General features: G+C 37.7%; 18 protein-coding genes. 11 read left to right on the top strand and 7 right to left on the bottom strand.

Features of this window, described 5'->3' with window-relative positions; genetic code table 11:
• Positions 1 to 16 precede the first annotated feature (16 nt).
• The gene (locus PHO71_RS04445) at positions 17 to 805 is read right to left on the bottom strand and encodes a Cof-type HAD-IIB family hydrolase (RefSeq protein WP_300199523.1); all 789 of its coding nucleotides are present in this window, start codon (positions 803 to 805) and stop codon (positions 17 to 19) included.
• A gap of 252 nt (positions 806 to 1,057) precedes the next feature.
• On the opposite strand from PHO71_RS04445, the gene PHO71_RS04450 reads away from it, so the two are divergent.
• From PHO71_RS04450 to PHO71_RS04470, 5 genes are read left to right on the top strand one after another with little or no spacing between them, the layout of a single operon-like run.
• Positions 1,058 to 3,544, top strand: coding sequence for a hypothetical protein (locus tag PHO71_RS04450; RefSeq protein ID WP_300199526.1), 2,487 nt, complete (start codon positions 1,058 to 1,060; stop codon positions 3,542 to 3,544).
• A 29-nt stretch (positions 3,545 to 3,573) separates the two neighbouring features.
• Positions 3,574 to 4,242: a cobalamin-dependent protein gene (locus PHO71_RS04455; RefSeq protein WP_300199529.1), complete on the top strand. Its 669-nt coding sequence runs from the start codon at positions 3,574 to 3,576 to the stop codon at positions 4,240 to 4,242.
• 11 nt (positions 4,243 to 4,253) lie between these two features.
• Complete coding sequence (locus PHO71_RS04460) at positions 4,254 to 5,255, top strand: uroporphyrinogen decarboxylase family protein (RefSeq protein ID WP_300199532.1); 1,002 nt, start codon at positions 4,254 to 4,256, stop codon at positions 5,253 to 5,255.
• 11 nt (positions 5,256 to 5,266) lie between these two features.
• Positions 5,267 to 5,986: a vitamin B12 dependent-methionine synthase activation domain-containing protein gene (locus PHO71_RS04465; RefSeq protein ID WP_300199535.1), complete on the top strand. Its 720-nt coding sequence runs from the start codon at positions 5,267 to 5,269 to the stop codon at positions 5,984 to 5,986.
• 12 nt (positions 5,987 to 5,998) lie between these two features.
• Entirely contained in the window at positions 5,999 to 7,066 is a 1,068-nt protein-coding gene (locus PHO71_RS04470; RefSeq protein ID WP_300199538.1) for a uroporphyrinogen decarboxylase family protein, read from the top strand.
• A 32-nt stretch (positions 7,067 to 7,098) separates the two neighbouring features.
• On the opposite strand, the gene PHO71_RS04475 is transcribed toward PHO71_RS04470, so the two are convergent.
• The gene (locus PHO71_RS04475) at positions 7,099 to 8,034 is read right to left on the bottom strand and encodes an AraC family transcriptional regulator (RefSeq protein WP_300199541.1); all 936 of its coding nucleotides are present in this window, start codon (positions 8,032 to 8,034) and stop codon (positions 7,099 to 7,101) included.
• Positions 8,035 to 8,426: 392 nt separating this feature from the next.
• Here PHO71_RS04475 and PHO71_RS04480 point away from each other — a divergent pair, with 392 nt between their 5' ends.
• The 5 genes from PHO71_RS04480 (at position 8,427) to PHO71_RS04500 (ending at position 15,708) form a co-directional block, all read left to right on the top strand.
• Complete coding sequence (locus tag PHO71_RS04480) at positions 8,427 to 9,500, top strand: nitronate monooxygenase family protein (RefSeq protein ID WP_300199544.1); 1,074 nt, start codon at positions 8,427 to 8,429, stop codon at positions 9,498 to 9,500.
• Positions 9,501 to 10,170: 670 nt separating this feature from the next.
• On the top strand, positions 10,171 to 11,544 hold the full coding sequence (locus PHO71_RS04485) for a sulfatase (RefSeq protein WP_300199547.1): 1,374 nt from the start codon (positions 10,171 to 10,173) through the stop codon (positions 11,542 to 11,544).
• A 52-nt stretch (positions 11,545 to 11,596) separates the two neighbouring features.
• Complete coding sequence (locus tag PHO71_RS04490; RefSeq protein ID WP_300199549.1) at positions 11,597 to 12,979, top strand: arylsulfatase; 1,383 nt, start codon at positions 11,597 to 11,599, stop codon at positions 12,977 to 12,979.
• Between the two features lie 37 nt (positions 12,980 to 13,016).
• The gene (locus PHO71_RS04495) at positions 13,017 to 14,366 is read left to right on the top strand and encodes a sulfatase-like hydrolase/transferase (protein WP_300199552.1); all 1,350 of its coding nucleotides are present in this window, start codon (positions 13,017 to 13,019) and stop codon (positions 14,364 to 14,366) included.
• Between the two features lie 172 nt (positions 14,367 to 14,538).
• The gene (locus PHO71_RS04500; protein ID WP_300199555.1) at positions 14,539 to 15,708 is read left to right on the top strand and encodes a MalY/PatB family protein; all 1,170 of its coding nucleotides are present in this window, start codon (positions 14,539 to 14,541) and stop codon (positions 15,706 to 15,708) included.
• A gap of 301 nt (positions 15,709 to 16,009) precedes the next feature.
• Here the strand turns inward: PHO71_RS04500 and PHO71_RS04505 are convergent, their stop codons facing one another.
• The gene (locus PHO71_RS04505; protein WP_300199558.1) at positions 16,010 to 18,238 is read right to left on the bottom strand and encodes a hypothetical protein; all 2,229 of its coding nucleotides are present in this window, start codon (positions 18,236 to 18,238) and stop codon (positions 16,010 to 16,012) included.
• 169 nt (positions 18,239 to 18,407) lie between these two features.
• Between PHO71_RS04505 and PHO71_RS04510 the strand changes: the two genes are divergently transcribed.
• The gene (locus PHO71_RS04510) at positions 18,408 to 19,130 is read left to right on the top strand and encodes an SGNH/GDSL hydrolase family protein (protein WP_300199561.1); all 723 of its coding nucleotides are present in this window, start codon (positions 18,408 to 18,410) and stop codon (positions 19,128 to 19,130) included.
• Between the two features lie 180 nt (positions 19,131 to 19,310).
• On the opposite strand, the gene PHO71_RS04515 is transcribed toward PHO71_RS04510, so the two are convergent.
• The 4 genes from PHO71_RS04515 to PHO71_RS04530 all read right to left on the bottom strand — a co-directional run.
• A complete protein-coding gene (locus PHO71_RS04515) occupies positions 19,311 to 19,913 on the bottom strand; it encodes a DUF4738 domain-containing protein (RefSeq protein WP_300199564.1) in 603 nt (200 codons plus the stop codon).
• 56 nt (positions 19,914 to 19,969) lie between these two features.
• On the bottom strand, positions 19,970 to 22,546 hold the full coding sequence (locus tag PHO71_RS04520) for an RHS repeat-associated core domain-containing protein (RefSeq protein ID WP_300199567.1): 2,577 nt from the start codon (positions 22,544 to 22,546) through the stop codon (positions 19,970 to 19,972).
• A 244-nt stretch (positions 22,547 to 22,790) separates the two neighbouring features.
• Positions 22,791 to 23,300 carry a hypothetical protein gene (locus PHO71_RS04525; protein ID WP_300199570.1) on the bottom strand — a complete coding sequence of 170 codons (510 nt, stop codon included), beginning with the start codon at positions 23,298 to 23,300 and terminating at the stop codon, positions 22,791 to 22,793.
• An 8-nt stretch (positions 23,301 to 23,308) separates the two neighbouring features.
• A partial coding sequence (locus PHO71_RS04530; RefSeq protein ID WP_300199573.1) for an RHS repeat-associated core domain-containing protein occupies positions 23,309 to 24,648 on the bottom strand: 1,340 nt, incomplete at its 5' end.

Below are 24,648 nucleotides of genomic sequence, written 5' to 3' on the forward strand. Positions count from 1 at the left end.
TGAAGCCACTAATCAATTAATCAATAATTCCGAAGTGTTTCATTGCATTCCTGATTCCGTCTTCATCAACCGAAGTCGTGATATAATCTGCGGCGGCTTTTACATCTTCTTTAGCTTGTCCCATGGCTACTCCGATAGCCGCGTGGCGAAGCATACTGATATCATTTCCACCATCTCCGAATGCCATCGTATCTTCCAGTTTCATGCTAAAAAAGCGGATTATCTCGTCAATGCCCTTTTGCTTGGTAACACCTTTGGCAGTCACGTCAGCAAATGCGGGATACCAACGTCCTATTTCGCAAGTAGGAATAGACGGACGCACTTCCTTCTCTTGTTCTTCTGTGATAAAAGGTGTCATTTGAATGATTTCCTTGCTTGTTGCTTCTTCGAAAGAGACAGTAGGAAAGGTATTCACGTGTAGAAAATCATAAAAAATTTGTTTTACCAAATCATTAGGTTGGCAAACAGAAATATTATGTTCTTCTACAAAGATACATGGAACATCTTCTTTTTTGCAGAATACTGCCATTGCATCTACTTCTTCTTGTGGAATTACACTTTTATAAATAACTTCATCTCCAACAAAGCAATAGGCACCATTCATGGTGATGTATCCATCGATCAGATTTCTGTCTTGCAACTCAGTAAGATTGTTGATAATAACTTTGGGACGTCCGGTAGCAATAAATATTTTGATACCTTTTGCATGAGCTACTTCCAATGCCTCAACAGTAGATGCCGGAATACGATGCGTTTTAAAACTGACTAATGTCCCGTCTATATCAAAAAATAAAGCTCTTGTCATAAATTTCTTTTGAATTGAGTATATTTATATACTTGTAAGTCTCAATAAACAGCTAGCAAAGATAATTGTTTTAGTCGTATAATCCTAGTCATGATTTTATTTTAGTATATTGGTGATATTGGATGATTGTATCATAATATCATGTATAAAAAACAAATTCTCATGTTCCAAAGAAAAAAATATGCTGACCTTTGTTCCCAAATTATTATATCAGTATTTTCCTTACTAACTTAATTTATTTAATACATGAATATGAGACAACTAATAACCTTTTCTTTTTTAGTAATATCTTTGTTTACTCTAAAATGTTATGCTCTGAATAATGAAATGTCTCACGACCCGGTATCAAAGAAAATGACTATCGCTGATCCTGATCAAAAACTAGTTTTGCAGCTTGTCTATTCAAATGGTTGCAAGATAACACAGTTAAAAGTAAAGGGTAAAAATGTGTTGTCTGAGTCAGGTGTTTATACTGGTTTCACGACAAAAGGTGGTGTGTTTACTTCCTATGGCGGTTCAGAAGAAGTAAAGGTTGAGAAATTACCCAATAAGATCCTTATAAAAAACATCGTTTATGGAGATCAGTCGGTCAAGGTGAATGAATCATGGAGTTTTGAATTGGTTGATGATAAAATACTCTGGAATATTAATCGTGAATATAGTAACCTTGCAAAGTTTGAGGAAACAGCTTTACCTCAATGGAATTTTGCAGATCTTTCTATATGGAAAGGAGGAATTCTGGATAATGGAGGAATGGTTTGGTGCAAGTATTTGAGTAATGTGAATGATACTTATGGAGTACATACCGGAGGAGTGACTTTTTGGAATCCTGATACAGGAAATGCATTACGTATCAAGGCAATATCAGAAGGTAAACATATTGCAGCGAAATATTCGCAAAGTGATAAAAATGAATTTGTTTGTACCCATTTCGTAACAGATGAAGAACTTGAACCCCGATATGAATTGAGTCGGTTTGTTCATCAGAAAGCGGATGTATTTAGTCCATTTGATGTTCGGAAAGGAGCAGTAAGCATGACGCTTGAAATGAAATATGTAGATTATGCTGCCGAATATTCAAGAGGAACTCTTCCAGGTATAGATGCAGAAGTTGTTCGTGAACTGATGAATACTACAGGGAGATATGGAGTAGTAGATAATGCTATTGTAGGAGCTAACGGATGGACTACCAATTGGAAGTGTTTACATGAACCTTTCTTCTCTCAGATTGGAATGGCTTTGAATGATGGTAATTACATACGAAATATGTCATCGACATTGGACCGCGAAAGAGATTATGCAATGAAGGAGGATGGACGTGTTTTATCACGGTGGCATAATGCGGGTGACGATCAGATTCCGGGAACATTTAATTATAAAACCGGATATTATGAAGCAAGGTGGGGCTATACAATAGATTCTCAGACAGGTTATGTGATCAATGCCGCGGAACAATTTGATCTGTGTGGTGATATTCAGTGGCTTCAGTCTCATAAAGTTAGTTGCGAAAAAGCCTTGGATTGGTTGATAAAAAGAGATTCGAATGGCAATGGAATTTTCGAAATGATGAATAATTCTATAAAGGAAGAGAAGGCAAGCGATTGGTTAGATATTGTTTGGGCAAGTTTTGAGAACGCATTTGTTAATGCCCAGATGTATGAAGCTCTGAATCTGTGGGCAGGTTGCGAACGTGTCTTAGGAGATAAAATCAAGTCAGATTATTATACTAAAGTAGCATTGAAGTTAAAAGAGAACTTCAATAAAGCGATTTACGAGGGAGGTTTCTGGTCACCGGAGAAAAAACAGTATGTTTATTGGAGGGATAAAGATGGCTCTGTACATGGAGATAATCTGGTGACTCCGGTCAATTTTGCGGTAATCGCATTTGGCTTATGTGACGATAAGAAGCGGATTTCCCAAATACTTCAGCAGATTGAGAAAAGAACTACTGCAGAGAATCTTTTTCATTGGCCCCTTTGCTTTGACTCTTTCAAGAGAGAGGAAGTTTCAGATGGTAACTGGCCTTTTCCAACCTATGAGAATGGAGATATTTTTCCTACATGGGGATATCTGGGAGTTAGAGCTTATGTAGGATATGACAAGCATATTGCTTTAAAATATATCCGCAATATTCTGGCACAGTATAAAAAAGACGGACTTTCGTCTCAAAGATATAGCCGTAAGACACAAGAAGGACAGGGCTCAGATATTTTGGCGGGAATTTGTACCAGCGTAACAGCTCTTTACAGAGATATTTATGGAATACGTCCAAGATGGAACCGAATGGGATTGGAACCGAATATGTCTGAAATGCTTAATGGAACAGAATTTAATTATACGTTACGGGATATCGATTATCGTATTAGGTTGAATGTCGATGATTATGAGATCCAAACAGATAAATTTTCGGTAAAATGTCGGGAGGCTTTTGGTGTTTCTTCCCAAGAAGGAGGATTGATAGCGTATCCGCATAATAAAGAAAAAACACTCTTGAAAGTTTTCGGAGAGTCTACTTTACCAATTGATATAACATTGAAGCCATGTTTCGAGAATGATATTTCATGGGAAGTGAATTCTACAGATGATTACCGGTTTGTTATTCAAGGTTTAAATCCGGCATTGAAATATAAATTGGTTATACAGAATAAGACAACAGATGTGAAGGTAGAAAAAAATGGTAAGACCTCCTTTACTTATAGCTGTAAGACACCGGTAAAATTTAGATTATACGGCAAGTAAAGTTACTAATATTATAACAGTATCAAATTATGAACGATATTTTAGAACAAATCGCATTATGTGTGGAGAATGGAAAAATTAATCAAAACTCTCCTTATCCGCCTAGTATGAAAGGGCAGCCGGGTGCAGATGAACTCACTTTACAGGCATTGGAAGAGGGCGTTTTTCCTTCTGACGTTCTCTCAAAAGGGTTGATTGTGGGTATGGGACGTATTGGAGTGAAATTTCGTGAGAATAAGGTTTTTGTACCGCAAGTGTTGATGAGTGCCAAAGCTATGAACGGAGCTATGGCACATCTGAAACCGTTTTTTATGGATGGCTCCGTGAAAAGAAAGGGAAAGTTGATCATTGGAACAGTAGAGGGGGATTTGCATGATATAGGAAAGAATCTGGTGAGTATGATTGCCGAAGGGAATGGTTATGAGGTCATAGATTTAGGTGTAGATGTTTCTGCCGATCAATTTATTGATGCTATAAAAATGAACCCCGGAGCATTTGTCGGAATGTCTGCCTTACTTACGACGACGATGGTTAATATGGAAAAAATAAATAAGATGATTAAATCGGAATTTCCTGAGATAATAACTTGTGTCGGTGGTGCTCCATTGAATAATGAGTTTGCAAAAAAGATTGGGGCTGATTACTATACAAATGAGCCTCAGGAATTGGTGGAGATTTTGGATAAGTTGATCGCATAAAATAGAATAATATGAATATTGATAAATGGATAAATGATATTATTACTACCCGTGAACGTTGTACCATACCCATTATGACACATCCCGGGATTGAGATGATAGGTGCTACCGTTAAAGACGCTGTTCAAAACGGAAAGATACATGCACAGGCAATTAATGAGCTGAGTAATAAATATCCATCGAAAGCTGCTACGGTAATCATGGATTTGACGGTGGAGGCGGAAGCTTTTGGAAGTGCTATTGCATTCCCCGAAAATGATATGCCACATATTTTAGGAAGTCTGGTAGATTCTGCTGGGATACAGGGACTGCAAATTCCTTCTTTGTCTTCCGGTAGAATATCCGAATATATAACAGCAAATAAGATGGCTGTGGAAATGATAACAGATAAACCTGTTTTTGCCGGAGTCATAGGTCCATTCTCTCTTGCCGGAAGATTATATGGAATGTCTGAGATTATGGTAGCTTGCTATTTGGAACCGGATACTATTGCTTTGTTACTCGAAAAGTGTTCCCGCTTTATAGAAATGTATTGTATGGAACTGAAACGAACCGGCTGTTCCGGGGTGATCATTGCCGAACCGGCAGCCGGATTATTATCGAATGAAGATTGTTTGCAATTTTCTTCCGTATATATAAAAAGCGTTATTGATCATGTGCAGGATGAATCGTTTATGGTAACTTTACATAATTGTGGCAATATTGGTCAATGTACAGATGCTATGTTGTATACAGGAGCTAAGGCCTACCATTTTGGCAATGCGATATCGATGATAGAGGCCTTGAAACAGAGTCCTGCTGATGTCTTGGTAATGGGCAATATAAATCCTGTGGCGGTACTCCGTATGATGTCACCGGAGCAAATTGAAAAGGAAGTGCTTTCATTATTGGAACAGACTGCGGAGTCTCCGAATTTTGTATTATCGACCGGTTGTGATGTCCCCCCTTGTGTTCCGGCTGAAAATATTCAGGCATATTATAATGCACTCTCAGTTTTTAATAGTAGAATATAGATCACTTTTTGATGGCTACATTTATTCATTATAGTCCGGCAATCTCGGAAACGGGTATTCTCCCTGAAGATGTTTTGGATATGCTTCATGAAGATGATCATTCATTGGACAATCCGGTAGTGAGTGAGGTAATGGACATCTATGCGAAATTACATGAAATTTCTGACATACAAGGAGGATACGTTATTTTTGAGAATATTGAAAGGTATCCAGAAATAGGAGAGATAAGAATAGAAGACTGGGTGATAAAAACGTCACATAAAATCTGTAAATTGATGGAAGGAGCAGAAATGATGGCTGTTTTTATCTGTACTGCAGGACAAGGATTCTCAGATTATGCTCGAAAATATAATAAGGAAGGCGACTATCTGAAAGGATATGTTGTGGATACATTGGGAAGTGTTTTGGTCGAAAAGTCAATGGATTTCATTCAGTCGGAGTTCGAAAGGCAGATGCAAAAAAATGGGATGAATATTACTAATCGCTATAGTCCCGGTTATTGTAACTGGCCCATAGATGATCAGAAACAGCTTTTTTCATTACTACCTTTCAATAAATGCAATATTTTACTTTCGGATAGTTGTCTGATGATTCCTATAAAATCGGTGAGCGGTATTATAGGGATTGGTAAGAAGGTAAAGAAAAGTAGTTACTCTTGTGATATTTGTAACAATTTTACATGTATTTACCGGAAGTTGAAAAATAATCAATATAGAACAAATAATTCGTAATTTATTAATAATATGGATATTATGACCCCTAAAGAACGTATTTGGGCAACAATAAACCGTCAGCCCATCGATCGCCCACCGATAGATCTCTGGTGTACGCCCGAAGTTCTTGATTCACTACGTGAATACACTTCATTACAAGACGAACTGGCAGTTTATCACCAGTTGGGAATAGATAAAATTGTTTGGATATTTCCAGGTTATGGGGGACGCTTTTTTGATCCGAACGATAGTGGTGAGATAACCATGTGGGGGGTTCCTACCCGGATGATAAAAGCAGGTTTGGCTACATATCAGGAATATATTGATCCTCCGATTGCAGATTATATGGATATCTCAGAGTTGCTTGGTTATCATTCCTGGCCTGATCCGGATAGATTTGATTATACAGGTGCAAAAGCATTGGCAAAAGCAGCCCGTTCCTGGAATTTCGCAACTATCGGCCCCTGGATATCCCATTTTGAAATATACTGCCAGATGCGCGGACTGGAAAATGCATTCATGGATACTTTGGCAAATCCCGAATTTCTGGACGCGACGGTAGAACGCATTGATGCCATTCAAACAGTGATGCTGGAACGGATGCTGACTGAACTGAACGATGATCTTGACATCGTATTTATAAGCGATGACATGGGTATGCAGGACAGTATGTTGATTTCGTTAGAATCGTGGGAAACACATTTCAAATACAGACTGAAGAATTGGTGTGATCTCATTCATAGTTATGGAAAGAAGGTGTTGTATCATACCGACGGGGCCGTTCTTCCTTTAATCCCCGGATTGATAGAATGTGGAATAGATATTCTGAATCCGATACAGCATGTTTGCCCGGGTATGGACACGGTAAATTTGAAGCAACAATATGGGAATGACCTTGTTTTTCACGGAGGAGTGGAGAATCAACGGATTCTGCCGATGGGAACAGTCAGTGAGGTGATCGAAGAAACCGCAATGTGTTTGGACACGCTCGGAAAGAATGGAGGTTATATTTGCTGCTCGTGCCATAACATACAAGCTGGAACACCGGTAGAAAATATATTGGCAATGATAGATACAGTGAAGTTATACAAACCATGATGAGATATAACAAAGAAACACAGTACCGGTTTTTATATATTTATATTGTCTTGTAAATCGGACGTGTTCTGTTTCTTATTGGAGGAAAATTGTTTCCTGTAAGTTACAGGTGTAAACTCTGTAAGCTTCTTAAAAAGTGATGTAAAATAGGTCGAATCTTCGTATCCGACCATATAAGAAATCTCTTTTACACTCAGAGAGGAATTGAGTAATAAACTTTTTGCCTTTTGTATTCTCAGTTCTAGGATAAAGTGTGCCGGTGAAACATTTGTGTATTCTTTGAAAAGTTTCCTGAACCGCGAATATCCCATATTAATCTGTTGAGCAACTTCTTCTGGTGATATTCCTGCCAGAGAGTTTTCTCTCATAATTATACGGGCCTGATTAATTTGTTCTATGATTGCATTATTTTTAAAATATTGATTACTGTCATAATAAATAGCCATTCCCAGGATTAGATTGCCAATTCCTGCTAATGTTTGTTGGTAAGTTGCTTGTTCCGCTAAAGCTAAATCCATAGCCTGATTGAATAACTGAATAATGTCTTCACGTAACCCCACTTTATAAACCAATCGGTTTATTCCAAAAAAACCGTTTTTAAACTTTGCATCCAGATGGGGACCGCGCATACCTATCCAGTATTCTTGCCACCCGGTTTTTTTGTCAGGGTAGTAGCTGTGCCATGTATAGGGTGGTATGATCAGCATATCACCAGTTGTTATTGAAATGCTTTCATTAGGGGAGGTGAAGTAGGTACCGTTTCCTTTGGATATGTAAATAAGTTGATAATTATCCAGTATACGTCCGTATTGGAGAGTAAAATAATAATCTGTAGGATGTCCTACCTGAGGTGGGTAAATTTTATAGTCTTTACTAATTTCAGCTTGACCTACATTATCAACGATTAATCCCCAGAGTAAATCCTTTTCACTACTGACGAGATATTTGAAAAGATTTTTGTTTTTCATATTCTGATGCAATGAATTTCGCACAAATATATGTAAATCATATTACAATGGCAAGATATTCACCATTGCCAGAGACAAATATAGTGGACCATTTCATTTTGTTTGTAGACATATAAGTGTACGTGAAAGATAGAGTGATATCTCCTCATTGATTAATAAATGATAATAATCTCTTTTATCTTAAAATATAAATAACAAACCTGTATTTTTTAATATTATAGCACTACTTTTGTGCCAGAGTCTGGCAATGATCCATTATCGCATAATTCTTCTTTTAATATATTATTAGTAAGTGGCATTCTTCTTTAATTATCCTCCTCACTCCGAATTAATAATTATTGGTAAATAACAAAATAGAATATTTACATTACTCTTGAAAGGTATAGAAACATATGAAATCATTTTTTATAGGCAATATTGAAATAAAGACACCTGTTATACAAGGTGGTATGGGCGTAGGAGTTTCATTGTCCGGTTTAGCATCGGCGGTAGCAAATGAAGGTGGAATAGGCGTCATTTCATGCGCAGGATTAGGATTGCTTTATCCTAGAGAAAAAGGTACTTATGCTGAAAAATGTATTGAAGGACTGAAAGAAGAGATTCAAAAGGCACGTAAGAAAACGAAGGGCGTTATTGGTGTGAACATTATGGTTGCCTTATCAGATTATGCGGATATGGTACGTACCGCAATTAATGAAAAAATTGATGTTATATTTTCTGGCGCAGGGCTTCCGCTTGATCTGCCTTCATACTTAACTCCCGGAAGTACCACTAAATTAGTCCCCATTGTATCTTCTTCAAGAGCGGCTAAAATCATCTGTGACAAATGGGAGAAGAATTATAATTATCTGCCCGATGCTATTGTAGTAGAAGGGCCTAAAGCTGGTGGACATTTAGGATTTAAAAGAGAGCAGTTGCAAGATCAGAATTATGCATTGGAAGTATTAATTCCCGAAGTGGTGGCGATTGCATCCAACTATAAGGAAAAGAAACAGATTCCGGTAATTGCTGCCGGTGGAATTTCCACAGGTGGAGACATTGCACGTTTTATTGGGCTGGGGGCTTCCGGGGTGCAAATGGGAAGTATTTTTGTAACAACTTGGGAGTGTGATGCTTCAGTAACTTTCAAAGAAGTATATATTCATTCCAAATCCAAAGATGTACTTATAATTGAAAGTCCTGTCGGAATGCCGGGCAGAGCTATTGACGGAGCTTTTATTCAAAGTGTAAATAACGGTATGGAGAGACCCAAAACATGCTCATACCACTGTCTCAAAACATGTGATTATACCCAAAGCCCCTATTGTATAATTAAAGCTCTATATAATGCAGCTAAAGGGAATATGAAGAAAGGATATGCATTTGCAGGTAGTAATGCCTTTCTTGCTGAAAAAATAAGTAGTGTAAAGGAGGTCATAAATAAGCTTGAATGTGAGTTCTTCTTAGCAACTCATAAGTTGGTATAATTATCTGTTTTATATTTATTCTATGTAAATTTGATATCAATATTTTTTCTTTTTAAGACTTTTTCTTTATGTGAAGATTAGTCTCTAGAAAACTATCTAAGCTTGAATAACAACGAGGATATGGACCACCATATCCTCCTGTTAATTGAGGAATACATGAGTCATCTTTACTATATATGCTTTTAAAAAACGTATTTTTAGGGTTTAATAAAATGCAAAACCAGCTATGGCTGGTTTTTACATTGATGCCAATACCATTCAAAAAGCTTCCTTGGTGCTGTATTACAAGAGAAAAAGCGAATGATTCGATTTCATTCTTTGCTGGCAATGAACTCTTGATTGTCTCATCTCTCTTATAAAGAAATTTCCGTAACAATGACTCTGAAATATAAATTTTAAGACACTATTTATAGTTAATAAACTTGAAAATAAAAAGTTTATTTTTTACTTTTGCCAAATAAAAGGTCTATAAAATATCCCTCTACTTTATTAATTTGCAGAGATATCTAAAAACTAAATTAATTATCGTATCTAATACTATTGATGCTTATGATTAGAAAGTGTTTTATTGTGATAACCCCTTTTTTATGGTGTCCTTTTGTTACGCACAGGAAAGACCTAATTTTGTTTTACCCAATCATTCTGATAATAAAGAAAAAGGAGGTATGAAATGAATAAAGTAATGGTTTGTGCATCCTTTGCCTTTGGAATGATAAACTGCATATATGCGCAACACCTCCCCAAACCAAACTTTGTCTTATTTATCGCAGATGATTGTTCGCATTATGATTTAGGATGTTACGGAAATGTTGATTCACAAACACCTCATATTGACGAATTTGCCCGTCAAGGTATGCGCTTTACCAAAGCATATCAGGCTGTTCCGATGTCTTCTCCTACCCGTCATAATCTGTATACGGGATTGTGGCCTGTTCGTAGTGGAGCATATCCTAATCACACTTGTGCTGATGAAGGAACAATAAGTATCGTGCATCATTTACAACCGTTGGGATATAAAGTTGCTTTGATTGGTAAATCTCATATTGCTCCGAAATCCGTGTTTCCTTTCGATCTCTATGTACCTGATAATAACAATCAGGAACTGAATTTTCGGGCAATTCATGAATTTATTGTCGATTGCAGGAAAAAAGGTCAGCCGTTTTGTTTATTCGTGGCTTCCAAACAGCCACATACTCCATGGAATAAAGGAGATGCTTCGCTATTCAATCCGAAAAAGATCACTTTACCTCCGATGTATGTTGATATTCCAAAGACTCGCCAACAGTTCACAAAATATTTGGCAGAGATCAATTATATGGATTGGGAGTTTGGAAAATTACTTTCTATATTGGATAAAGAAGGAGTTGCCGACAAATCAGTGGTGACGTATCTGAGTGAGCAGGGAAATAGTCTGCCTTTTGCTAAGTGGACCTGCTACGATGCAGGAGTACATTCTGCTTGTATAATTCGTTGGCCCCAAGTAATAAAGCCGGGAAGTGTGAGTGATGCATTAGTGGAATATGTAGATATGGTTCCTACTTTTATTGATATAGCAGGAGGAAAACCACAAATGAGATTAGATGGCAAAAGTTTCAAGCGCGTATTGACGGGAAAAAAGAAAAAACATAAAAAGTACACTTTCTCTCTTCAAACGACAAGAGGAATTATAAAGGGATCACCTTATTATGGAATTCGTTCGGTAAGTGACGGACGATACAGATATATTGTTAATCTGACTCCGAATGCAACTTTCCGGAATACGGAAGTTGAATCCCCTTTATTTAAGGAATGGCAAAGAATAGCAGAAACAGACATTCATGCTAAAGTCGTGACGACTAAATATCAGCGTCGTCCGGCAATTGAATTATATGATGTGCCAAATGATCCGTATTGCATGAATAATCTGGCAGAGGATAATAAATATTCCCGCATGATCAGACATCTGGATAAAGAACTGAAGAGATGGATGAAGTACTGTGGCGATGAAGGACAGCTTACTGAAATGCGTGCTTTGGAGCATATGGCGAAGGGTAAGGATGAATGACATAAACTAAAGGATAGTTGAGTATGAGCTTGTAATTTATAAAAGATAAATAATGAAGAAGAAATTATTTAGTTTATTGGGAGGATTGAGTCTGTTGCCTGTGTTTATTTATGCGCAGTCGGAACGTCCTAACATCGTAATAGTTGTCGCAGATGATTTAGGATGGGGTGATGTCGGATTCCATGGAAGTGAGATAAAGACTCCTTGCTTGGATGCTTTGGCGGAAGAAGGAGTGGTACTCGATCGCTTTTATACAGCACCTGTTAGTTCGCCTACCCGTGCAGGTTTATTGACAGGACGTTATCCTAATCGGTTTGGTATTCGTACAGCTGTCATTCCTCCTTGGCGTGAAGATGGTTTGGACGAGAATGAAGAAACTTTGGCAGACTTATTGGAACGTAATGGATATGAAAACAGAGCTATTATTGGTAAATGGCATTTGGGACACACCAGAAAAGTACATCATCCGTTGAGCAGAGGTTTTACCCATTTTTACGGTCATCTGAATGGAGCCATAGATTATTTTAATCATATGCGTGAAGGGGAATTGGACTGGCATAATGACTGGGAATCATGTTATGACGAAGGCTATTCCACCGAACTTATAACGAAGGAAGCTGTCAAATGTGTTGATACATATGAAAAAAGCTCCCCTTTCTTATTGTATGTAGCTTACAATGCACCTCATACACCCTTACAAGCACAAGATAAAGACATTAAACTCTATTGTGACAATTATGAAAATCTGCCAATGAAGGAGCAGAAAAGGATAACTTATCGTGCGATGGTTTCCTGCATGGATAGGGGAATAGGAACTATTGTAGACACTTTAAAGAAAAAGGGGATCATGGATAATACTCTTTTTATCTTTTTCAGCGATAACGGTCCAGCTAAGGGTAATGTGCCGGGAGCATCGTCCGGAAAACTGCGTGGGGCTAAATTTCAGGAATGGGATGGAGGAGTTCGTGTGCCGGCTATTGTCTATTGGAAAAAGGCAGAAAGTAATTATAAGTATTTAAGTTCACAAGTGACAGGATTTGTGGATATTGTTCCGACTGTGAAAGAAATAATAGGAGACAGGAATGTTCCAAAACATTCATATGACGGAATAAGTATACTTCCTGTCTTAAAAGGCGATATTAAATGTATTGAACGTGATTTTTATCTGGGTTGTGGGGCTGTTGTGAATAAGGATTATAAGTTTATCAGAAAAGATGGTAATCCGAAGCTGAATTTGACAGAAGATTTTTTGGTTGATTATAGCACAGACCCCTTTGAGAGAAAAAATGCAAGAATGAATAACAAACAAATAGCCAGACGCCTGTATCAGATTACCGAAAAATATGATACGATAACACCTTCGGTTCCTGAAGTTCCATTCGATCAAGGACAAAAAGGATTTAAGGCTCCGAGAGAGTGGAAAGTGACACGTTAATTATTCGTTGGTATTTATCTTTAAAATATTAGTTACTATGACTTTTAATAAATTGTATTTAGGGCTTTTGGGGACTGTTTCTATGACTTCTCTTCAAGCGGCGGAGAATCCTAATATCGTAATAATTTATACAGACGATATGGGATTGGGAGACTTATCTTGTTATAATAGTGGTTGGGTAAAGACTCCAAATATTGATCGTTTGGCATCACATGGCCTTAAGTTTAATCATTACTATACAGCATCTCCGGTTAGTTCGCCTTCCCGGGTATCTTTGACTACAGGAATGTTTCCTACGGAATGGGGAGTGAATACATTCTTACACGATAGAAAGGGAAATGCGAATTGTGAACAACTCGATTACCTGGATGCTTCTGCTCCTTCTATGGCAAGATCCTTAAAGGAAGTGGGTTATTCCACTGCTCATATTGGAAAATGGCATATGGGAGGCGGACGTGATGTAGACGATGCGCCACAAATACCTCTCTATGGTTTTGATGAATACGTATCAACGTATGAAAGTCCCGATCCAGATAAACTAATAACAGCGTCGAATTGGATTTGGAGTAAGCAAGATAGTATTAAGAGGTGGGAACGTACGGGATATTTTGTAGATAAAGCGTTGGATTTTTTGTCACGGCATAAAAGTTCACCTTGCTTTGTTAATCTTTGGCCTGATGATATGCATGACCCCTGGATTCCACAATCGACATTTTTCGATAATAAAAAAAGCTGGACTAGCAAACCTAATTTTGTAGCTGTCCTTGAAGAATATGACAGACAGATAGGACGTTTTATTGAAGGTTTGGAAAAATTGGGGTTATTAGAGAATACATTGATTATTTTTACAAGTGATAATGGTGCTTTGCCTACATTTGAACAAATACGTACCAATGGCTTGCGAGGTTCAAAAGTGAGCTTGTACGAGGGAGGAGTAAGAATGCCCTTTATTATTAGTTGGCCTAAAAAGATTAAAGGTGGAGAAATAGAAGATGAATCGGTGGTTTCTTCTGTTGATTTATTCCCGTCACTTTGTGCGATCACAGGTGCAAAAATGCCAAAAGGGTTCAATTATAGTGGTGAAGATATGAGTAAAGCCCTGTTAGGAGTAAAAGAACAGCGTCGTCATAAAGATCTGATGTGGGACTTTGGTCGGAACCGGTTTTTTGGTCGTCCGCCTCAGTCGCATCATCAAAGTCCTCACTTAGCCATTAGAAGGGGAGATTATAAATTATTGATAAATTCCGACCGAAGTCGATTGGAATTATACAATATTAAAAAAGATCCTAATGAAACAACTAACATGGCAGATAAATATCCGGAATTATGCAAGCAGTTGAGTGATAAAGTGATTGACTGGTATTATTCTAAAAGGAGAGTGCGGTAGTAAAATACTGACTTAATAGAGGATTATAATCTTGTATCATATTGCAGATAGATAAATGGATATCAAATGAGTAAAAGTAATCGTAAACTTTTGTCAATCATCTGTATGAGATATGGTAAACTTCGAAATTTGTGCTACTTTTGTTGTATCTAACATAAAAGCATAGCATCATATGAACTATAATTTTGATGAAATAATAGACCGTAAGGGTACAAATTCCGTAAAATGGGATGGTGTGGAAGGTCGTTGGGGACGAAATGATTTAGTCCCGATGTGGGTGGCGGATATGGATTTCCGTACAGCACCTTTTGTTGTTGAGGCTTTGAAGAAGCGACTGGAACATGAAGTTTTAGGATATACGTTTACTTGTAAAGAATGGTCGGAATCCATTATCAACTGGTTAAAAGAACGTCACGGGTGGACAATCAGGGAAGAGATGTTAATTTTTACACCGGGAATTGTCCGCGGTCTGGCATTTGCTATACAGTGCTTTACAGAGGTAGGTGATAAAGTGATGGTAATGCCTCCCGTATATCATCCGTTCTTTCTCGTTTCACAGAAAAATAAGCGTGAAGTTGTATTCAGCCCGTTAGTATTGAGAGATGGACAGTATTATATTGACTTCGATAGATTCAAAAAAAATGTTCAAGGATGTAAACTGTTTATTCTTAGTAATCCTCACAACCCCGGAGGGCGTGTATGGACAAAGGAAGAATTATCACAGATTGCCGATATCTGTTATGAAAGTGGAACTTTAGTTATTTCCGACGAGATTCATGCTGACCTTACTTTACCTCCATATAAACATCCTGGTTTTGCTTTGATTTCGGAGAAAGCACGAATGAATTCACTTGTATTCATGTCACCGAGCAAAGCATTCAATATGCCCGGATTGGCAAGCTCTTTTGCTATTATCGAGAATGATGATATACGTCGTCACTTTCATACCTATATGGAAGCCAGTGAATTTTGTGAAGGCCACCTGTTTGCTTATCTTAGTGTGGCAGCTGCTTATAGTAACGGAACCGAATGGCTGGATCAAGTCATCTCTTATATCAAAGGAAATGTTGATTTCACTGAAGACTATTTGAAGGAGCATATTCCCGCCATTAAAATGATACGTCCACAGGCTTCTTATCTGATATTCCTCGACTGTCGGGGATTAGGGCTGACACAGAAAGAATTGAGTCGCTTGTTTGTAGAGGATGCCCACTTGGCTCTGAATGATGGAACTACATTTGGTAAAGAAGGAGAGGGCTTTATGCGGTTGAATATTGCCTGCCCGCGTACTACGTTGGAACAGGCTTTGAAACAGTTGGAACAAGCAGTAAACCATAAATAAAAATTATAAGCAGAGGTTTTATAGCCAAAATAGCGTAAGGATGTTTCTGTAAAGAAGATAATAAAGAGGCAATAAATGAATGCAGGATACATAGTACTTGCACGAAGTCTTGTTTCGGGCAACCTCATTAAGATATATTGTTCAAGGTGCTCATCTCATACAATACGAAATACTCATTTGGAACAGCGTGAGATGCTCATCTCGTACATACTGGGATGAGCACCTTGTAAAACAGATGTTCTTTACTTAAAGAGTATATTTTTATAACCTATACTCATGATCTTCTATCTCTAAGAGATATCTAAGGTAAACGTAATTCGCAAGTTCTGGTATCAACACCATTAAAAAGCTCTTTTTTCCAACGTTTCTTCTTCGTTCCGTTCAATGATACTGCGTATGGAAGAGACGATTTTATTCTTACTATCACTTCTTTCTTTTTATTTTCAGTATCACAATCTATCCGGACTAACAAACGTTTGTCTGTTGTTTTCCTCCAGTTTAACGAAAATAAATCATTGGCAATTTTTACCCCTTCAATCGAAAGATAATCCAAGTCATCTGGAATTTGCAGATACATTTCGACAGGAGATTCCGGATTCTCGATTTGTATGCCAACTAACCCCTTTACAATGCTTTCGATAAATGTAGCATACGACCATAATTGAGATATATTCGAGCAACCGTGAGGTTGGCATTCAGGGAATAGCCCTAAAGGAGAATCTTTAAGTGATAACGGAGCCTGCGCTGAAAGTTGAATCAATTTCCATCCCAAATCAGTCTGTCCGTATTGAAATGCAGCCGTAGCACATATGTTATTATGCACAACACCAACTCCATCATGTGAAATATCTGCCCCTTTATTGTATTTGCCCACCATTCCCCAGAGATCATTTACCCAGTACTTACGGATACTTTTAAAAGCCTCTTGACCATGTCTGCCCTGAGCTAACTTTGTTTTCTGAGGAAACACTACATTCCAGAAATAACTGTGTATTTTCTCTCCATTGGCAGACAAAGCACTAGCCCATATGGCATGAGAATCATCCCACCAGTCTGTATTAAAGCGTTTCTGATAGGCTGATGCAAGAGTTGAATACTTTTCTGACTCTATACCATCTTGCATTACGGTTGCCATCTTGGACAGACAGTGAAGAGCCGGGAACGTATAAGCTGCCGTGGTCAATTCTACCCAACTGTTTTTGAATTCGGCCTCTTCCATAAGTCCATGTCCTGGAATATAGAGACCTTTTTTCTCATTTAAGTCTTTTATGATATCTTGCATCATTTGCTTGCACAAAGGATACGCTTTGGCTAAAAAAGACGAGTCTTGCGTCCACGAATAATACTCCCATACAGCATTTACTAGTTGAGGCGAAACTTGAATATGATCCCAGCCCAACAGAATTCCGTCACTTGATACCTCATGAGGACCTCGTAAATTTTTCTCCGTATAATATAGTAAATTGTTTAATGTCCGTTTAGCAATATCCTTAAATCCGCCTGATAAACATCCGGCAATTGAGAAACAAAAATCTGTACCAAATAAACGAGGATAGACAGGAACACCCGCTCCGAGGAATGAGTCCGGATAAAAAGGTCTTTCGTCTTTTATATTCATTAGTATATTTGCTTTTGCACAATAAAATGCGTCCGTTATATCTTTTTGCGAACAATCAAAACGGACTCCTTCATTTATAGAGTGGATATATTCATTTCGTTTTTTCTCCTTCTCGGTTGCATAGCAACTGATCAGTCTGTTGTAACGGTCTTGAAGGCTTTCAGCCGACTTAGATACGGTACTATATTCTCCTGTTATTAAAAAAGGAATTTCCATACTGCCTCCGGCTGGCAAAGAGATATTATAAATTAATGCAGCTGTATCTTGACGGACATTATTGGCTGACGGATGAATAGCACTGCCCATTATTAAAATTCCCGAAGAGTCTGCTGCACATATTTGTCCGTTTTTGTAGTAAATAGTATCTTTCCCATCTCGAAGAGTTTCAGTCCGCCATGAAGGCCGAATATCTACTTTGCCGGAAAATTCCAGTTTGAGCATTCTATCTGTCGGTAAATCATTTTTTATTGTCAGTCTAATAAATAATGCTTTATCATTTTCAGCCACTAAATCCTCCCGCATCACAGAAAGATGGTATTGGGAAAATAAAAATCTGGCATTATAAAATTCTGATTCAAACTCCTTAGCATTGGTAAGTAACCAAGTATATTGATCCTTTTCGGATAAAGAAAAGGTGAATCCATTTAATAGTTTGATCGGGTGAGACCAGACACCCCGTTCTTCTGTTTCGTTGCCTTGTGCAGGAAACGAACCATCCATCAATCCTATTTCATATAAACTTCTGCCGGCTAAAAAGAATGGAACCTGATTCATGTCTGAAACTTCCTCGATTCTGTCAATACCGGGAAATTTTAAACTTTGTTTACTTTTGCTTTGTGCGTGCAATCCGATTATTACTGTCATAGTGAACAACATAGACAGAATTGCTTGAATGATAACCTGTTTCTTCATCTATTGTAGTCTTTAATTGAATGGATAACTCTGTTTGCAAAGATATGTAATTTATGAGTAGTTTTCTCTTTATGTCGTTTCTATTGCAAATTAGAAGCGTAATTATTATATTTGCAGATGTTATTCACAAGTAAAATCGATAATAACGTAATCTAAAATAGGATTTGATATGAGAAAGTTTTATTATTTATTTATACTGATTGTAATATCTTGTAACGTCAGTTTCGCTCAGAGTCGTAAGTCTGTATCTATTTTGGGTGATTCTTATTCAACGTTTGAAGGTTATATGCAGCCAAAGACAAATAGTTCATGGTATTCTACAACCCCTAAGAATGAGACAGATGTAACTTCTGTAAAACAGACCTGGTGGAATAAATTTATCGAAGAAAACGGATATCAGCTTTGTATCAATAACTCGTTTTCCGGAGCTACCATTTGCAATACAGGATATGATAAAGCAGATTTCAGTGACCGTTCTTTTATTACCCGTATGCCCGGACTTGGATTTCCGGATATCATATTAATATTTGGCGGCACTAATGATAGTTGGGCTGATTCTCCTATCGGAGATTATAAATACGGGGGATGGACTAAAGATGATTTATCTAAATTTCGTCCGGCAATGGCATATATGCTCGATCATGTGATTCACAATTATCAGAATGTGGAGATCTACTTTATACTAAATACTGATTTGAAAAAAGAAATTAATGAATCTATCCGGAAAATCTGTCAGCATTATGGTATAGCTTGCATAGAGTTGCACGATATTGACAAGAAGAACGGTCATCCTTCTGTAAAAGGAATGACACAGATTAGTGAACAACTGAAAACTTTTATGACAAAGAGCGCTAAAGCATTGGACTCTAATAATATAGATTCTTGCTGGTAAATAGAGCTAATGTAATCATCTTCCTTGCGGAATAGTTTAATACAAATAAAAAAGGCAGTTAATTCATTGGGAATTGGCTGCCTTTATTTACACAATCTAATGGATAGTCCTATCAAATATAATCCTAGTTTTTTTGATCTGTTCTTAATAAATAATTTTTAAGTGTAACTATCTAAAATGTTACCATTCTTCTTCCTCCGAAATTACTTCTTTAATTTCCATGTCTTTTCCATTCATTATATTTATCTCAAATGAATAGCAAATGTCTGTATCAGGAATACATATGTTAATTGAAAAAGTAATTTCTTTTTTTTCATCATTCACTTTTTCTAAACGAAAATAATAAATAGTCATTTTTTCACTTTCTTCAATAGGTATATATGAAGCAAATGTTTTTTTATCAATTTGTTTATGAAGTAAAGTTGTGTCTTTACATTTTATGTTCAATTCAACTTCGCGACCTGCATAATAAGCTGTATCTAAGCCTTTATCGGCCACCACTGGATAGGTTGCAATAATCTCGGCATTATCTTTTATGGTGTAAGAAATATAATAATCACCAATTATTGTATCTTGTTTTTCGGTTTCAAAATGATAAATGTCTTCTGGTAGCTTTTCCTCTTTAAGCTTCCTCTTTGCATCTAATGTATCATCAGAAACAATTAATAAGGTATCACTAGAAGCAGTAAAGACTTCTGTTTCATTAGATGATTTACTTTTCAAATTATTGCAAGCTGTTATAATCGCAACTAAAATCAATAAATAGAAATAACTTTTTTTCATTAATGTAGTATTTTTTTAATGACTAATATTTATCTTTTTCATTATTAAATAGCTAGCTAATCTATTAAGAATTTCGGAATAAGCGGATTTAATTTCCTACCGTTTACAACAACCTCAGGTAGTGAACCTCCATCAATTGGCTCTATCAAATTTTGTGGATCTATTAAGCTGGTAGTACTTGTTGTCGGATTCACTTTTATACCATTTACATTTATTTCATAATGTAAATGTGCAGAATACTCATCAGCTATTCCTTTTCCAGATCCACCCATCGTTCCTAATTGTTGTCCTTCCGCAATAGTGACTCCAACTTTAATATTGCTATTAATTCCATCTAAATGCATATATGAGGTTGAAACACTCCCATCAGAAGATGTTATAACGACTCTATTTCCCCCGGCATCTTTATCTCCTCCAGCAATTGTTGCTACTCTAGTTACAGTTCCATCATGAGTTGCCACAATTGGAGCACCCTTATCTGAGTTACCTCCACCGGTATGGTTAATATCGACTCCTTTATGAGTCCTATTATTAGATCTTGCTGCTCCAAAATTATTTTCATGCCTTTTACCATATCCTTTATATGTGTTATTTACAGGCCACTCTCTTTTTCCATTTGGATCTATAAATAATATGGGATTATTTAAACAATAATTATAAGGATTTACTTTATAATTTTTCTCTGTCATCGGATCTCCCACATGCCATCTTCCCAGTGCCGCATCATAATTCCTCGCCCTATAATCATACCAATTCAGCCCATTTTTCGCATCTAGCTCCTTCCCATTATACTTGTAAGGCTGAACACCAAATGCAGACGTAAACGTACCCCCAAACGGATAATACGCATTCGTCTCCTCCACATTCCCATCCTTATCTGCCACCACACGGGTATTCCCCTGATGATCCTTCAAATAGAAATGATTCTTCTTATCCGGAAAGCTAACATACCCCGCCTCATTGAGCAACATCTTCAACACACCGTTCTCATAGATCGCATTACCACAATAATCCGTCGTTAAGGTAGTAGCCCCCGTTTTATGTACCGTACGCAGCTTCGTTCCGTCAGCAGCATATTCATACAAAACACTGTTACCACCCGCAAAGATTACCTGATTAGGCAAATTTAAAATATTATACCTAATACTACTAATATTCTTGTTTAAATCTTTGGTCAGATTACCATTTTTATCATAAACATACTCCACTGTTTGATTGGAATTGTCTTTGAATTCAGTTCCATTCCCATAAACCGAACTTGTGGCAACGTCCTTTATCGCCTGCAACTGGTTACCGTTATACGTCAAAGTCAGATTATCAATCAGCCCGTAGCTACTTGCAGCCATCTGCCCGTAACGCTTCAACCCCAGAATATTTCCCATCTTGTCATAAGCGGTAATCTGCTCATTGAATCGGTTCGTATTAGCAGCAAGCGTAGCACCTTCACCGTAGAGAGCATCCTTCAACCTGGAAAGCCCGTCATACGTGAAACGATACCCTCTCTGGCTCGTTTCCGTTCCAGCCTTCCACAACATACTGCTGATGTTGCCATTATAGCAAGGGGTATTCCCCGTTATTACCTCCTGATAATTCAGCGTTTGACTGAACAACGTTCCTGTAATACTTTTTGTCCAAGAACGAACGTTATAAGCATACTCCGTTTTCAGCTTAGCATTCCCGTTTCGCCCGTCCGACTTCAAACGTCCCACTTCATCGTAGGTGTTATTCACCAGAGTCACCGCCGCGGCATTGTCCAATTGATAGGTGGTCTTTAACAGACGTTCCGCCGGGTCATACGTGTGAACATAGACTTCCGTCCGGGTATCCGCCCCGACAGTATGTACTTTCCTGACTTGCGTGGGATTTCCCGGGAAGTCGTAGGCAGTAAATATCTTATCCTCTCCTGCCAGAGAATTGTTTCCCCGTTGCTGTATCATCCGTCCCCTCTCATCGTAATACATCACCGAGTACAGGTATCCCGATACTGTTCCATTGGGGGATATCTTAGCCGTCAGTGTTCCTGTGAGCAAGCCTTTGACTCCTTCGGTTCTCAGTTTATCATACCCTGCTACTTTTTCGTAAGCAGTGGAAGCGCCCGACGGAATACCATTTGCCCCGATAAAGCTATACCGGTCATAATAGTTCACACTCAACACCGTAGGAGTAGTCAGAGCGAATCCTGACGGCAGATCATACCCTTTCAGAACATTCGTCTGACTTACCAGACTTGACCGAGTAGCTTTTACCACTACGTTCTTTAACGGATCATTTGTATAATCCAGCGTATTCTTGCAGGTTCCCGTCAAGACAATCCTTCCAAAAACATCGGGTATGCTGAAGGACCATTCCCCTTTGGAACGTTGCATTCCGTCCTGTACGAAGATAGGACGGTCGGCAGAATCATACACTGTATAGACGGGATCGCAACCGGGAAGTTTCTTGTAGATACACCGGTTCCGTCCGTCATACTTGTAGATATAAGCATACTTTTGTATGGCTGCCGCGGTCTCGATCCATGAAGCGGGTGTAGTGGTCGAAGTCAGTAAGTCCGAAGCCGCCGGAGGTAATACCATCCGTAGATTCCCGTAGTTGTCATAAACGTAATAGGTATCGAGCAGTACTTCCCCGTCCATTACGCGTGAAAGGAGTACCTTCTCAGTAGCACGATCCTTGAATTCCAGGCTGATGTGTCTGTCCTTGTTAGTAGTCTGGTTGGTAAGGAGATATATTTACACATAATATTTACTGTATTAAACAGGTAGAGTTGGTAAACATTTATAGAATAAACATTCCCATACATAAAATACCCTAATATAAATTATCTTTAAGTAGACAACCTATATCAGGGTAAAACAGTGGCTTTAACTACTTCTGAAACTACTTCTCAAATTTCTCATTATAGATTAGTAGTGAGTTTGTGTAGTCGGTATCGATACTAATTGCTCTTATATTTGCAAATGTACATTCATAAATATCGTTATCCCAACATCCTTTGGTATCTATTGAAGTATAATGAAAATACTTTTTGGTAATTTTTATAACTTTTCCTATATAGCAGATATACCTATCTTTAGTATAGAATTCCGCAGTTATATCATGTTCTTGAAGCCATTCAAATGGTGTCGTTTGAGTATTCAGAGATATATCATAAGGAACATTAATGTCCATAACTCCTTTCGCAATTAATACTTTTTCTGTAAATATGTTATTATTGTTGCGTATTATATCTTTAATATATTTTCTTTGTATTAAACTATAGCCATCGAATACATAATCTACTACTATATGTTTAATAAGTATCCATTCAGAGCCTATTCGTTCTATTACTCCACAAATAGGTTCTTTCCATCCTTTCATTTTAAATGAATAAAATTTTCCTTTTTCCATAATTTCTATTATTTATTTCTTGTTCTTCGTGCATCCCCCTTTTCCCCTCCTCTGTCACGTTGTACACGTTTTCGGCCTTTTTGATGGATATCTTTAGTAGATGGTCTTGCTTGTCTATGTTCTGCCGATGGCTCTCCATAATCAGCTTCGGCAGAAGATACTTTTTTCTTTTTACTAGCCTCATCTACATAAACTTTAGACTGCTCAGTGTCACTTTGTAATATAAAAATCATAGATATTGGTCCGAGGAATCTTGACACACTGCTACCAATAATTTCTGATCCTACCAGCCACCATGGGATTGCGGGGGCTATAGTTGCTTCTTTTTTAGAATTTGCGATTTCAATAGCTGTTGGTTTACGGGCAGCTCCTGTAATGCCATCGACTTCCATCTTTGATGGAGGATCATCTGGAATCGATATTTCATAAGTAGGATCCTCGTCAATTCTATATTCTTGCCTCACACTTTCCCACGAAACCTCATTTCCATTTTCATCTTCATATCTTTGTCTTTCCCAATTATAACGAGAAGCCATTCCCGAAGGATCAACTCTGTTATGTGGATTATTTAGACAATAAGTATAAGGATTTGCATAATAGAAACTTTCTGCTAGTGGATCTAATGTGACGAATCTTCCTATCGCCGCATCATAGTGTCTCGCCCCATAATCATACCAATTCAGTCCATTCTTCTGATCCAGTTCCTTACCATTATACTTAAAAGGCTGAACATTATTGGTTGATGTAAAAGTACCACCAAACGGATAATAAGCATTCGTCTCCTCCACATTTCCATCCTTATCCGCTACCACACGAGTATTCCCCTGATGATCCTTTATATAGAAATGATTCTTCTTATCCGGAAAGCTAACATACCCCGCCTCATTGAGCAACATCTTCAACACCCCGTTCTCATAGATCGCATTTCCACAATAATCCGTCGTTAAGGTAGTAGCCCCCGTTTTATGTACCGTACGCAGCTTCGTTCCGTCAGCAGCATATTCATACAAAACACTGTTACCACCCGCAAAGATTACCTGATTAGGCAAATTTAAAATATTATACCTAATACTACTAATATTCTTGTTTAAATCTTTGGTCAGATTACCATTTTTATCATAAACATACTCCACTGTTTGATTGGAATTGTCTTTGAATTCAGTTCCATTCCCATAAACCGAACTTGTGGCAACGTCCTTTATCGCCTGCAACTGGTTACCGTTATACGTCAAAGTCAGATTATCAATCAGCCCGTAGCTACTTGCAGCCATCTGCCCGTAACGCTTCAACCCCAGAATATTTCCCATCTTGTCATAAGCGGTAATCTGCTCATTGAATCGGTTCGTAT

Source organism: Bacteroides sp., from assembly GCF_028690125.1.
Classification (GTDB): Bacteria; Bacteroidota; Bacteroidia; order Bacteroidales; family Bacteroidaceae; genus Bacteroides.

Bases quoted from the DNA above. Each gene is read 5' to 3' on its own strand.
- PHO71_RS04445 (WP_300199523.1), bottom strand. From the start codon at position 805: ATGACAAGAGCTTTATTTTTTGATATAGACGGGACATTAGTCAGTTTT.
- PHO71_RS04450 (WP_300199526.1), top strand. From the start codon at position 1,058: ATGAGACAACTAATAACCTTTTCTTTTTTAGTAATATCTTTGTTTACT.
- PHO71_RS04455 (WP_300199529.1), top strand. From the start codon at position 3,574: ATGAACGATATTTTAGAACAAATCGCATTATGTGTGGAGAATGGAAAA.
- PHO71_RS04460 (WP_300199532.1), top strand. From the start codon at position 4,254: ATGAATATTGATAAATGGATAAATGATATTATTACTACCCGTGAACGT.
- PHO71_RS04465 (WP_300199535.1), top strand. From the start codon at position 5,267: ATGGCTACATTTATTCATTATAGTCCGGCAATCTCGGAAACGGGTATT.
- PHO71_RS04470 (WP_300199538.1), top strand. From the start codon at position 5,999: ATGGATATTATGACCCCTAAAGAACGTATTTGGGCAACAATAAACCGT.
- PHO71_RS04475 (WP_300199541.1), bottom strand. From the start codon at position 8,034: ATGAAAAACAAAAATCTTTTCAAATATCTCGTCAGTAGTGAAAAGGAT.
- PHO71_RS04480 (WP_300199544.1), top strand. From the start codon at position 8,427: ATGAAATCATTTTTTATAGGCAATATTGAAATAAAGACACCTGTTATA.
- PHO71_RS04485 (WP_300199547.1), top strand. From the start codon at position 10,171: ATGAATAAAGTAATGGTTTGTGCATCCTTTGCCTTTGGAATGATAAAC.
- PHO71_RS04490 (WP_300199549.1), top strand. From the start codon at position 11,597: ATGAAGAAGAAATTATTTAGTTTATTGGGAGGATTGAGTCTGTTGCCT.
- PHO71_RS04495 (WP_300199552.1), top strand. From the start codon at position 13,017: ATGACTTTTAATAAATTGTATTTAGGGCTTTTGGGGACTGTTTCTATG.
- PHO71_RS04500 (WP_300199555.1), top strand. From the start codon at position 14,539: ATGAACTATAATTTTGATGAAATAATAGACCGTAAGGGTACAAATTCC.
- PHO71_RS04505 (WP_300199558.1), bottom strand. From the start codon at position 18,238: ATGAAGAAACAGGTTATCATTCAAGCAATTCTGTCTATGTTGTTCACT.
- PHO71_RS04510 (WP_300199561.1), top strand. From the start codon at position 18,408: ATGAGAAAGTTTTATTATTTATTTATACTGATTGTAATATCTTGTAAC.
- PHO71_RS04515 (WP_300199564.1), bottom strand. From the start codon at position 19,913: ATGAAAAAAAGTTATTTCTATTTATTGATTTTAGTTGCGATTATAACA.
- PHO71_RS04520 (WP_300199567.1), bottom strand. From the start codon at position 22,546: ATGGACGGGGAAGTACTGCTCGATACCTATTACGTTTATGACAACTAC.
- PHO71_RS04525 (WP_300199570.1), bottom strand. From the start codon at position 23,300: ATGGAAAAAGGAAAATTTTATTCATTTAAAATGAAAGGATGGAAAGAA.